10 protein-coding genes and 3 pseudogenes are annotated in these 11,967 nt (G+C 40.1%); all 13 read right to left on the bottom strand.

Annotated features, from left to right (window positions below):
• Positions 1-136, bottom strand: a pseudogene (locus M4I42_RS15000) (aspartyl protease); the annotation flags it as partial.
• The gene (locus tag M4I42_RS14995) at positions 126-380 is read right to left on the bottom strand and encodes a hypothetical protein (RefSeq protein ID WP_066324826.1); all 255 of its coding nucleotides are present in this window, start codon (positions 378-380) and stop codon (positions 126-128) included. The pseudogene M4I42_RS15000 and the gene M4I42_RS14995, both read right to left, overlap by 11 nt.
• A gap of 70 nt (positions 381-450) precedes the next feature.
• Positions 451-927 (bottom strand): hypothetical protein, encoded by a 477-nt coding sequence (locus M4I42_RS14990; RefSeq protein WP_268852890.1) that lies wholly within the window; start codon positions 925-927, stop codon positions 451-453.
• 85 nt (positions 928-1,012) lie between these two features.
• Positions 1,013-1,765: an IS21-like element helper ATPase IstB gene (gene istB / locus M4I42_RS14985; protein ID WP_268852889.1), complete on the bottom strand. Its 753-nt coding sequence runs from the start codon at positions 1,763-1,765 to the stop codon at positions 1,013-1,015.
• Positions 1,762-2,037, bottom strand: coding sequence for a hypothetical protein (locus M4I42_RS17195; RefSeq protein WP_268852888.1), 276 nt, complete (start codon positions 2,035-2,037; stop codon positions 1,762-1,764). The genes istB and M4I42_RS17195 overlap by 4 nt, the downstream gene beginning before the upstream one ends.
• Positions 2,038-2,354: 317 nt before the next feature.
• The gene (gene tnpC, locus M4I42_RS14975) at positions 2,355-3,905 is read right to left on the bottom strand and encodes an IS66 family transposase (RefSeq protein ID WP_268852891.1); all 1,551 of its coding nucleotides are present in this window, start codon (positions 3,903-3,905) and stop codon (positions 2,355-2,357) included.
• Positions 3,906-4,018: 113 nt separating this feature from the next.
• Positions 4,019-4,375 carry an IS66 family insertion sequence element accessory protein TnpB gene (gene tnpB, locus M4I42_RS14970; protein ID WP_268852887.1) on the bottom strand — a complete coding sequence of 119 codons (357 nt, stop codon included), beginning with the start codon at positions 4,373-4,375 and terminating at the stop codon, positions 4,019-4,021.
• Positions 4,369-4,686, bottom strand: a complete 318-nt coding sequence (gene tnpA / locus M4I42_RS14965; protein WP_268852886.1) for an IS66 family insertion sequence element accessory protein TnpA — start codon at positions 4,684-4,686, stop codon at positions 4,369-4,371. Before tnpA ends, tnpB begins: the two co-directional genes overlap by 7 nt.
• A 56-nt stretch (positions 4,687-4,742) precedes the next feature.
• Positions 4,743-5,736, bottom strand: a pseudogene (gene istA / locus M4I42_RS14960) (IS21 family transposase); the annotation flags it as partial.
• Positions 5,737-5,917: 181 nt separating this feature from the next.
• Complete coding sequence (locus M4I42_RS14955) at positions 5,918-7,819, bottom strand: DUF2357 domain-containing protein (protein ID WP_268852885.1); 1,902 nt, start codon at positions 7,817-7,819, stop codon at positions 5,918-5,920.
• A complete protein-coding gene (locus tag M4I42_RS14950) occupies positions 7,803-9,848 on the bottom strand; it encodes an McrB family protein (protein ID WP_268852884.1) in 2,046 nt (681 codons plus the stop codon). The genes M4I42_RS14955 and M4I42_RS14950 overlap by 17 nt, the downstream gene beginning before the upstream one ends.
• Positions 9,842-11,203 carry a hypothetical protein gene (locus M4I42_RS14945; RefSeq protein ID WP_268852883.1) on the bottom strand — a complete coding sequence of 454 codons (1,362 nt, stop codon included), beginning with the start codon at positions 11,201-11,203 and terminating at the stop codon, positions 9,842-9,844. The genes M4I42_RS14950 and M4I42_RS14945 overlap by 7 nt, the downstream gene beginning before the upstream one ends.
• Positions 11,204-11,608: 405 nt before the next feature.
• Positions 11,609-11,967 (bottom strand): annotated as a pseudogene (locus M4I42_RS14940) (hypothetical protein); the annotation flags it as partial.

The raw sequence follows: 11,967 nt of genomic DNA, 5'->3' as shown, positions 1-11,967 counted from the left end.
CTTCTACTGCATGTTGCGAGATTAATGTTTTAGCAGCACCAGTATCAATAACCATATTATCAATCCTCTTCGTTTTCCCACGATAAACAATTTCAATTGACGTAAACAATAAACCGTCGCGATATTCAATCTGCATAGCGAGCCTTTCCTCTCAAACTAATCATTCCTCTCACTTGCAAAACAATGTCCTCATGACTCGTATGATACACGAGTTCGTTTCCTTTCGATTGCAACAACTCGCGAGTGGCATTCTCATCGGGAACTGTACCAACAACAGCTACTTCTTCAATAATCTCTTTGTCTCCATGTAAACGAGATTTCAATATGTGTAGCTTTACAAACTGATTTGGATACAATGTACGCACTTCCTGCCATTTCATTGTTATCACCTCGAAGAAAGAATGATAGCCGATGTAACTCTTTAACAAACGGGATCGCAGAAACCTCTTCTTATTGATTTTTCACTCTTCCTTTCACTTCTTCTTCCGTCAAATCAAGTATATTGGCAATCTCGGCAATGCTCATCCCTTTTTCGATCATTTTCCCAATCACTTCCTTCATGCCTTCCTCTCGACCTTTTTCCCGTCCTTCTTCTCGACCTTGTTCCAATCCTATTTTCAATCCTTCTTCTATTCCTTTCTTCAACCCTTCTTCCAGTCCTTTCTTTAACCCTTCTTCCAACCCCGCCTGTCGTTCGCCGCGGATGTTGGACAGCTGGTCAAGCAGCCATTTGAGCCGCATTTCATAGGCATAGCGATTTTCTGGATCGACGCTTAAGTTTTGCCACTCTTCCAATGCTTCTAAAATTTCTTGTTCGGTCATCGCGATTCCCTCCAATTCGCGAAACATCTCTTCATCCACCTTCTTTGTTCGGCTGTCTACGGCCGATAACATCATGAGCCACGGCCATTCCGGTGATCGTTTCATGTCGCGGCGGTATTTCTTGTTTTTTGCAAGCAAAAAGTGCAGAGAATTGCAAGAAAAAATACATAGGCTTGCCGGCTCAATGAATTTACCTTTCAACCGAGTGAGAAGGGAGCGACTGAACGGCAGAAAGCGCGTGCCGCAAGCGGTAGCTCTCTCCCGTAAACGCGAGAATGTGGGCGTGATGGACCAAACGATCCACCAGCGCTGCCGTCAGGCGGTTGTCCCCAAACACTCGATTCCACTGTCCAAACTCTAAATTCGATGTCACGATGACACTTTTTCGTTCATAACAATCGGCAATGATGTGAAACAGCAGTTCCGATCCCTGCTTTTGGAAAGGTACATAGCCGAGTTCGTCCAAAATCAACAGCTCGCATGTGTCGATTTGCCGTTTGAGCCGTCCGAGGGTGCCGTCTTTTAACGCCTCTTCGAGCTGGGCGACAAGATCGGCGACACGGAAAAACCGAACTTCATGGCCCCGTTCACACGCTTTTAATCCTAATGCGGTGGCGAGATGGGTTTTTCCTGTTCCCGGCGAACCTAAAAGCAGGACGTTCTGTTTTTGCTCCAAAAAGCGAAGGTCGCAAAGTTCTTCCTTCGAGGTCGTGGTCGGCCAATGAATCTGATCCGACCATTCGTAATCTTTGAGCCATTTCAACTCCCGGAACTTCGCCTTCTTGATCAATCGAGCCTGTTTTGCTTTCTGACGGAACGACAGCTCCAACACCAACACATCACGCAAAAACTGTTCCTTGGTCTCGTAGGTCACCTCCTCGAATCGATCCGCGATGTACGCCAAATGCAGGGCTTTACAAATCTCTTTTACATCCATCTTCATGCCCGGCTTCCTCCTTCCCTTGACGGACAAAGACGTTGATCATACACATGTAAATCGGTTTCATAGTCGACTAAAACGGAAGGGGTATAGGCTTCTTCCCATTTCGCGGGATACTCCGAACGCTTCGCCTCCATCAACACCCCGATCTCATGGGGCGCCAAATCCCACCGTTGATACTTGTCAAGCCACCGGGCGATCTCATAGACGGTGTACCGGTCCAGCAGCTTCTGCACCCCTCGAATGCGTGATGCCGTCTGTTTCGGTTGTTCCATGAAGTATTTCCTCATGGCCTCCGGCAAGTAAACTCGAAACCGCGAATACTCCACCACCCGAGGCTTTTGCGCCCATTCCGCCAAAATGTCCTTCCAAGGGAGCTCCCGTTGCTTTTTCGTGTACGGCCTTGGCGCTTCCAGGTACACCTCCCCTTCCTGGGACAATACCATGAAACGATCCCATTCCTTTTTGACAAGGACACGGTTGGGAACCGGGATCCCATGAACCACAAACGCCTCCCCATCCACCGTTACTTCCCCGTATTTATGTAAACGTCAAATAGCCCCCACCTTCTGGGAGGTCGGGGCTTAGGGTATTATTTAGTTAGCTGATGAAAAGCAATACATGAAACAGGGAGTGTGGTTGACCAAGGAAGCATTTGATCCAATGCGTGCTTGTCTGACAAATCCATATTGGGAAGCTTCTCAAAAAGATAGCGAAGGTAGTAATACGGATTTAGTTGATTCGCTTTCGCTGTCTCCACTATGCTGTAGATGATGGCACTTGCCCGTGCACCTTGTGGTGTATTCGCGAAAAGCCAATTTTTCCTTCCGATGACCACCGATTTGATCGAGCGTTCGCTGCGATTATTATCGATCTCCAGTCGCCCATCCTCTAAAAAGGCCACTAATTTATCCCATTGGTTCAGACAATACGAAATGGCTTTTCCTAATGCGCTCTTTGGCAACACGTGCTGTTTTTGCTTTTGCAGCCATGACAAAAAAGCGTCTAAGATAGGCTTGCTTTGCTTTAGACGTTCTTCATACCGATCTTTAGGATCCAATTGTTTTAATTTGCGTTCCACCGCAAACAGTTGGTTACAGAAATTCAGCCCTTCCGTTGCGGTCACTGGGGCCACGCTATTGGCAGGCATGGATCTTAATGCGTCTGTAAATCCTCTACGCGCATGAGCCCAACAACCAACCAACGTTACGTTCGGCACTTGATGGTACCCTGCGTATCCATCCACCTGCAAATAGCCTTGAAAACCGTTCAGGAAATTCTTTGGGTTTTCCCCTGCTCTCGTTTCCTGATACTCATAAAGGATGATAGGCGGCCCTTCTATCCCTGTCTGGTACTGCCACAAATAGGAAGTGGAAGTAGCTGGTCTTCCAGGTTCTTGAAGAACCTGAAGGGTGGTTTCATCGGCATGAATAATATCCATCTCCAGAAGAAGTTCATGCATTCGATGATACAGCACACTCAGCCATTGTTCCGCTCCTTTGACCATCCAATTGGCAAAGGTTTGACGAGAAAGAGGCATGCCCATTCGTTGAAACTGTTTTTCTTGACGATATAATGGGAGCCCTTCTACATATTTTTGCGTCATAATATGTGCCAAAATAGAAGGAGAGGCGAAACTTCCCGGAATGACCGATTTCGGTCTAGGCGCTGTTTGAATAGGCGTTTCGATCTCATGGTGCTCACAATGGCGACAAGCATAGACATATTGCACGTGCTTCACCACTTTTAATTCCGCAGGAATATAGACAAGTTCTTGGCGTACTTCCGTACTCATTTCATGTAGCGTTCCACCGCAACACGAACAGACCTGCTCTTCATCGGATAAACGGTATTCGACCGTTTCCACCGGCAGGTTTTCCAGCATCGCTTCGCGGTGACCGCGTGTTTTCCGACGGCGCTGATAACGAATGGACTCCAACGTAGGTTCCGGCAATTCAAGGTTCGATTCGTTTTCTACCTCGTTGAATAGTTCCAATTGACCAGGATGGATTTTTTCACTTGAAACGCCAAAGCGTTTGTGCTGCAGAAGGCGAAATTGTTCTTCGTACCATTTTAATTTGGCTTCCAACTCCTGTTGCTTTTTTAGTTCCGCCTGTAATTCCGCATTTTGCTTTTCCAGCATTTCTAAGCGTTTAAGGAGATCTTCAGTTGTAAGATGAGAATGAGGGAATTTCGCTGTTGTTTTCATATCTTCATTATACAACAAAACAGCGGAATTCCCTGAATTTTTATTAGTTAAATAACTTTCTTTGCGGTTACAGAAGAGTGAGCTTGTTTCTGATCCATCGATAGTCCATCGAGCAGCCAGCGTAATTGGCGTGGACTAATTTGTAAAGGTTCCGAGCGATCATTAGAAGGCCAATCAAAGGTTCCACGTTCGAGTCGTCGATAATATAGCCAAAATCCGTTATGATCCCAATGAAGAATTTTCAATTTATCCCGCCCACGATTGCAGAACACAAAAAGGCTAGAAGAAAAGGGATCAAGCTGGAATGTTTCTTGGACGATAGCTGCCAATCCGTCGATGGATTTTCGCAAATCCGTACTCCCTCGTGCGAGGTACACATGGGTCACCGTGGCCGCATTCAACATAACGTTTTCAACACCTTCACCACATCAGCCAAAAGTGAAGGGTTAAACCCTTGCTTCACCTCGATCGAACATTCACCGATTTTCACTTGGATGGAATCCTCTTCAGAAAACGATGCATCTGCCATCACAACGGATGCCCATTTTGTAGAGGGATTTGGTGTAGCGTTGGAACCTTCGATTCGTTTGAGCCAGTACTTCAACTGATGAGCCTTTAACCCATGTTGTTGACACCATTTGGCTCGTGAGAGACCGCTTGCCCTGTAATCGGCGATGCGCTGTTCCCATTCACGTCTCAATTCGTTTTTATCCATACCAAAACTCCTTTAATTTAAGATTTCTAAAGAAATTATGGCATGGATACAGAGGCAAAACTAGGTGGGAAGAGTTTGACGCTTACGTATTTATTGACATTGGCGTGATGGAAGGAGAAGATCGGGAGATCTCTCTCCGGCAGGACAAGCAACTCCTTTTGTTCTTCCTGCCATAATTCCTCAATGGTTCTCCCTTTTTCATAGTGGGGGCGGGCTCGATCTTCGATCATCTTGCGATGCAGCCACTCCGCCAGTTCTTCATCCCCCTCGATCAACGGAGCAGGGACAAAGCAGTGTTGACGAGTATAGTAAACTTTCCGTTCGACATTCCCTTTTTCGTGTCCGCTATACGGATTGCACGCCTGTACGTCAAACCGGTAATGAAGCCGGAATCGCTCAAATGCTTCCGTATATTGACGTTCGCCTCCTTTTCGGATCGAAACCACCGCCGCCGCCAAATTGTCGATGCGCAGTTTTCTCGGGACGCCTCCGGCTTGGCGGCTGAGTGAGCCCGTAAAGAAAACATTCGCTGTTTTCCGCCGGCAATGGATACGCATACGCGGCGTTGCTGTACGGAAAGCTCAAAATCAGAATGGATCGGTCTTCCTCTTTTCCCTCCTTCGTCACAACGGACATGGTGCCGAAATCCACCTGCGCTTCCCCCGGAGGGTGTTCCAGCCTCTCGTAACGCTGTTCCTTCTCCAGCTTAAGCTGAGGTCTTCGTTTTTGAACGTAGGCGCAAACGGTTCGATAAGACCCCTTAAATCCATGTTCGTGCTTTAACTGCTCATACATCTTCTTGCTCGTCCGCCGTTGCTTTCTTGGCAGTTTCGCGTCTTCCTCCAGCCAATCATCGATGATTTGACCGTATCCTTCTTCCTCCATCATTCCCCGTTTTCTCTTTATTTTTTGTCTGATCGAAATGTCGCCATCCGCATATTTCTTGACTGTTCTCCAGTTAAATCCCGTCCTACGGACAATTTCGGAAAGCGATAACCCTTTCTTTTCACGCAAATGTTTGATATGATGAATTTCAGGCATTGCTAGCATCCTTTCATTACCTCCACTGTTTTGTTCTTCACAACCTTAAACAGTAGAGGGTATTTTAGGAGCTGGCAAGCCTTTTTTTATGCCATGAGGCTCTGCACTTTTTTGTTGCAGAACTCTGTACTTTCATTTTGCACTAAACAGGCGTGACAGGTACCGTATCCAAGGCATGACAGCCACAGCATCAAAAAAACTGTCGAGCTTGGGTTGCTTGTACCCATTGTATAACTTCTTCTTTAAGCATGTCATAACCAACTATATTTAGCTCATCGTCACTTAGAGAAGGAAAAAGTCTATAAAATTTTCCTCTTCTCCCCTTAGTTTCGAGTGGATCTTCTTTCGTGCCTGAAAAAACACAGAGTACATGATTTACAGCAGAGCGCTCTCTTAAATTTCGATGAGCATTTTCCCTTAAATATAAAATATTCCTGTATTTACCAATCTGTGCTTCTGTACTCGAGTAACTGTTTGGAAGATACAAATCTCTCAACTTCCTATGTTTACATTCAATTATTAGAGAGCCCATAAATTCCTCATCTTTCTCATTTTTTTTGTAGTAATCCACTCGAATATCAGGACAAACAACGCCACTACGATCATCTACCCAAAATGCTTCTCCTTGTTTTTCTGCAATTTCGATAATAGTTACTTGTTTCTCATACCAAATTTCAATAAACGATGTTTCATTTTCCAATACAAAGAATTCCCCATCATCAAATGCACCAATAAATTCGCGTTTTGGTGTAAACTGATCTTGTAAATTTGTTTTCAGAGTATAACCGATTTCTTTAAATATTCTAATAACATTGAATAAAACATATAACTCGAATAACTGCCATGTTGGTTTTAAGACAGGCACAAGAGTATTCTCTTCATTTTCCAAACCTCTAAGTTTTATCTGTCCTTTCTCAAACAGATCGATGAAAAGATGAGCTGTATAATCTTTTATAACCGGACGCTTTGTTCCACGTTCAATGAACCGGTAGTCTGTTTGCGTTAATACATATGAAAATTGGTAATATACTCTTTGTGCGATGTTAATAGACATATACAAATATTGTGCAAATTTCTCTGATTCTTTTTTCTTTCGAGATAAATCTGTTATACGAGTCTGATAAGCTTCTTTTACTGATAAAGCAATATTACGTACTTTTTTTATCGCTTCTTTATTTGCATTTTCCTCTTGCAGCAACTGTTCTAGTTTTGCAATATTATTTTTTTGTTCATTGTATTTCTGTTGCATTTGACGCACAGCTTCTTTAATTAACGAAGCCCATGAAACCATAGTGGTTTTAACCCATCGATTCTCAGCTGTATTAATATCTAATTCTTTTTGTTTGTTTAGGTAAAAAATCATTGGATGGTTTCCCTTATTCACAGAAATACCTTTTGTTGTGTATTGCCAACGTGTAGTTTTATGATCCTGCTTTCTTAGCATCGGTTGTTCTAGGTATGTTGTTTTAGTATAACCTTTTACATTTCGGCACAATTGCATTAACAATTGATATATTAAATCTTCATGTCTTTTTAGCCATTTTGTATAAATAAAATACCATTCGGTGCGTTCATCTAAAAAATGATCAATCGATTGAGAATGATTAGAAAACACTAAATCGTAACACAAACTGTCTAGTTCCTGTTTTAGGAAATTATGAATGCGTGTAACTTGTTGCTTATTTAAATGTATAGGGTTCACACCAAAAAATGTGTAATAGGTTGTCCCTTCGTAAATTAACGTCACTCGATAGATTCCAAGTCTCCACGGGAATTCTTCATTTCGATTATATTGGAATAACCACGTTATACAATTTTCAAATTGTATAGGAATTTTGATAGTATCCGTTTTCCCATTGTCATTGTACAAAGATGTTTCAATTTGTAATGAAGCGTTTGGTAAATGTTTTATTTCCTCATCAATATAAAACCTCACACCGATCGACATACCTTCGTTTATAAATACTTCTGGTTGTTGATTAGGTAATAAAACGTCATAAAGGGTATGGAAGGTTAGTGAAGAAGTTACTTCCCCACTCATTACAAATTGAAGTGTGATAGGTATTTGTTTATTTTTATAAAGTATAGCCATTTCGCGTCAACTCTTTTGCTTTTTTTTCTATAAAACATAGAGAAATATCTTCTAATAGCTCTTCCTTGTATTCTTCGAGCGTTTGATATAACTTACCTGCATAATACTTGCTTTGTTCAAAGTCGTAATAACCTATTAACATTTCTAATTGATCTCTATGTCCCCTAATTTTGGTGAGTATCCGTTGTTTAATTTGATAGTCAAACGCACGCTGCCTTTTAATCATTTTACGCTGCTCTTCATCTTCCGGAATATTAAGCATGTAACGAGATATAGAGTGAGCTATACGAAAAGAAACCCCTGTTTGTGAATCAAACTCGCTCAATACCTCATGCAACTTGTCGAGAAGTATTAATTCCTCTCGCTTCAATCCTCCAAATCCCCTAGTAGGCTTTGTCCAATTGTCACGAAAATCTGCTTTCTGGATTCGTGAAATAGGCATTAATTCCGATTTTTCCCCTAACTCGTGTTCTAACAACTCACTGAATGGTTGTTTTTCCAATGTAATAACGTTGCAACGATCCAGTAGCCGAGGCGAGAAATCACGGGTTGTTTCATCGAAATTGGCTGTACCTATGATAAGAATATTGTCTCGAATCGGTATACCTATACGTAAATTTTCATCGTGACAAAACGATGTTTCACTAAATAATCGAAGTACACGATCCTCTTCGTCCATTTCCAATAACGATAAAAATGGCGAAAAGTAATGTTCCACTTGACCAAGATTTATCTCATCCAGTAATACCAAAAACATGCGTTCCTGATTTTCTGAAGCTCTTCGCAAAAAAGAAACCAATCTCGTTTCCGATTCCATGAATATTCCTGTTTGCTGGTTTAAATAACCTAAAACATCAGCAGGCTCTGTGTATGAAGGACTGATTGGGATATATAAAAAATCGAAATCCTTACCCTTACCAGTTAACCCTAGTGCGTCAGCATAGGCTCTTACTAATTGTGATTTTCCTGTTCCTGTCATACCTCCGATAATATTAATCATTGATGTTTTCATACAAGTATGGAAATTAAATAATGTTTCATCAGATAAATGTAAACCGCGTTTGGCTACTGTTTGTTTAAATTTTTCTAAAAACTCGTATTCCTTGATAGATGATTTTACCTCTGCTTGTTTCAGATCTTCTATATTTTTCAAAGAATACTCTTCTTGACTTTGAATAATCTCCTCAGCATCATTTTCATTTCCAATTTTTGTGATAGAAACGCCTTTCTCATCAACTAAATCAATTAGTTCCTGTACTTTTTTTCGTGATACAAATACTAACTCTTCAATCGCAAGCTTTGTCATACTATTCCAATCATCTGGGGCTTTAATTCTAGTAATTTCTTCTGGATTGACAGCGTAGTAAGTAAAGATATTTTGTGGGCTTGGTTTTAGTGTATCTGTATTTTTTATATTATATAAATATCCATCACAATAAATAAATTCAGGTGTATCCATGTATGCCGAAGGATGAAATTTTAACTGAAACGGTTTTTTTGTTTTTAGAGTGTGTTCAAATTGAGTATGTGTTTTCGTTTTATCGTACTTAGGAATGGCAACGTATGTGTCGTTTAACTCTTCCTCTGTTGCATCTTCTTTCAACACGTAGTTAAAGTTATAGTGATAAGGTGATGTATCAAAACTTGGTTCATCTTCGCGTCTCCTTGTAAGTTTTGGACGAAACAAAATTAATTTCCCTTCAAAATTCTCTTTCAAATATGCCATTCTCTCTTGTACATCATCGTATCGGTTGTTTGGGTAAAATCCCTTGTTTTTATTGTCTGTTGTAACATAGCAAGAAGTGGAAAATTTTAGTAGATCTTTTTCGATAGGTAACGGCTCAGCACATAGCGGTTGCACATGAACAACAATCTTTTCTGGATCATGTTTATGCAGTGTAATGCCTGCGTCATCAATGCCGATTTTTGAACTTTGATGCAGGTTAACATTTTCTTTTGGGATTTTCCCTATCAAGAAACAATATTGATTTATATCGTTTTCTTGTTTGGATGAAAGTAGTTTTACCATATCATTTCTCCTTCTTTACTTAATAATTTACCAATTATACTTTTTAAGTTGTCTATTTCAGAACTACTTAATAATTCTTCTGTCTTAACTTGATGTTTTCGCAGAGATTCCATTAAATCAACATATAATTTAGAGGATGTGAAGGATAGCCGCGAAACAAATAACGTATATTGCCTTAGCTCGCCAATCGTGCCTTTATCTATCATCGTTTGCAACGTCTGCGGCGCCATAATACATTCTTTAAATAATGAGGATAGTAATGAAAAATCTCTACTATTATTTGTTACAACTTTCCATTTACAATCATTAAATAGAAACTGCACTACCGTAATAATTTCCTTATATCTGTCAACTTTTTGTTGCAAACATTCGTTCTGCTGCTTTAGTTGGTTACACTCATTTGTAATAACACCTATGCTTTTGTTTAAGTGTTCAATAGTTATTTTGAAATGTTCGTTTGCTTTTTTTACTTGCGTAATTTCTTCTTTTCGTTTCTTCAACTCATTTTCTATTTGTTCTTTTTCACTATTCACCCTGCGTAATTTTTTCTTTTCATTCTCTAGTTCCTTACATAGTGATTCAACCTCCCCTTTTTGCATTTCCGTTATTTCACATATTTTGTCTATCGTAAGACTTCGCCAATTTTGATACACATAGTAGACAAGTTTCTCATATTGTTGTTTTTTATATCGAACGTTTTCTCCTAAGAACAAAAAAGTTAGTGCAAATTTTTCTTTATCGTTCCTGGAAAATAAGCTATACGAAAAATTTTCATCCGTTGCTGTAGACACTATTTGTTTAAAATAGTCCAATTCCTCTTTTTTAAATTCTGTTGCTATCCATGAATGAATGTTCTCTTTCTCGCTCTCAAACAATTCAGAAGGAGTAGCAATTTTTACAAGTGATTCAATTTTCACAACGGGATCAAGTTCTTTTAGAAACCCAAAAAACAGGGGGCGCTTGTTTTTACTATTTTCGACCAACTTTGGAAATTGCTCTTTATATTGTATCGGGTATAGTGTTTGAAATAATGCGATTTTTTCAAATGAGCGAAGCCCCTCATCTAATTCCATTTGCATATAGAATTTCTCAATGTCTTCTTTCTCTATATCTTCCCTTCTTTTTAAGACAACATCCTTTACAAAATTTACAAAATTAGGATAAACAAAAGAATCTTTTCTCCTTTTTCTTCGGCTTCCTCCATACAAAATATCTCTAATGCTTGCTTCTAACTTTGAGAGTGGTGCTTTTTCAGGGTTTTTTTGGAATCCATCAATCGGTATTTTCATGGCTTTTATAATAAAAACCATATCTTCTTTCGTCATTATACTTACAAACCAATCAATTTCATTCAAACTCGTTTCCCCCTTCTTTCATCTACATGCAGTGCTCTGATCATAAATCTAATAGCCGTAGGCTAAGTTGGTTTGGACACACCTTAAAAAAATAGTATTTATATGGGTAATATAACAAAACTAAACAAAAAATGGTGTCGAAATCTGTCATAAAATTAAAAAAAGACAGGGGTTTTACTAACTCCCGTCTAATCAATACAAAAAATGTCGATTAAAAGCAGTCAACTATAAAAATTCCCGCTCTCCATGTTTTTCTGCAATCTTCCTCAATTCTTCAATAGACAAATTCTCTCTATATAACATCGCATGGCAGATACATCTAAAGGTTAAGAGTAAATTTCCACAATTATCCCCCGCCACAATTAAAAATTACACTTTCAGTAATATTACAACAAGCGAACAGCACTATGACTGTCCGCTTGTTTGCAATAGCACTTCCTTTAACAACTCAATCGCATGCTCATCGTTCGGATCATTTGTGCCAAGCTCGCCGCGGAAGGCTTGGGAGAGGATGGATTGCTTTAATAAATCGAGCTTATCTTCCACTGCTAAAATGAATTGTTTTTCTTTCTCTAGTTTCTCTAACAGGTTATCAAGTTTCTCGGCAATGCGTTTTTGTTCTAAAAGAGGAGCGATTGGTAAAGGCGTTGCTTTCAAATACTTATAATGCCTGCTATATCCTTTATCTGGAAGTTTAACACTCTCCTGAATCCGTGATGGATTGACATCGACTTTGACTTTTTTGCTGGTTTTATGGATGCGTG

Origin of the sequence: Anoxybacillus sp. J5B_2022 (genome assembly GCF_026847645.1) — a bacterium.
In the GTDB taxonomy this organism is placed as follows: domain Bacteria; phylum Bacillota; class Bacilli; order Bacillales; family Anoxybacillaceae; genus Anoxybacteroides.
Note: the sequence above shows the minus strand (reverse complement) of the source record. Positions and strands in the feature narration are given on the sequence as shown.

Excerpts from the sequence above, each read along its gene's own strand:
- M4I42_RS14995 (WP_066324826.1), bottom strand. The coding sequence starts at position 380 with ATGAAATGGCAGGAAGTGCGTACATTGTATCCAAATCAGTTTGTAAAG.
- istB (WP_268852889.1), bottom strand. The coding sequence starts at position 1,765 with ATGAAGATGGATGTAAAAGAGATTTGTAAAGCCCTGCATTTGGCGTAC.
- tnpC (WP_268852891.1), bottom strand. The coding sequence starts at position 3,905 with ATGCTGGAAAAGCAAAATGCGGAATTACAGGCGGAACTAAAAAAGCAA.
- M4I42_RS14990 (WP_268852890.1), bottom strand. The coding sequence starts at position 927 with ATGAAACGATCACCGGAATGGCCGTGGCTCATGATGTTATCGGCCGTA.
- M4I42_RS14955 (WP_268852885.1), bottom strand. The coding sequence starts at position 7,819 with ATGGCTATACTTTATAAAAATAAACAAATACCTATCACACTTCAATTT.
- M4I42_RS17195 (WP_268852888.1), bottom strand. The coding sequence starts at position 2,037 with ATGGAACAACCGAAACAGACGGCATCACGCATTCGAGGGGTGCAGAAG.
- tnpA (WP_268852886.1), bottom strand. The coding sequence starts at position 4,686 with ATGGATAAAAACGAATTGAGACGTGAATGGGAACAGCGCATCGCCGAT.
- tnpB (WP_268852887.1), bottom strand. The coding sequence starts at position 4,375 with ATGTTGAATGCGGCCACGGTGACCCATGTGTACCTCGCACGAGGGAGT.
- M4I42_RS14950 (WP_268852884.1), bottom strand. The coding sequence starts at position 9,848 with ATGGTAAAACTACTTTCATCCAAACAAGAAAACGATATAAATCAATAT.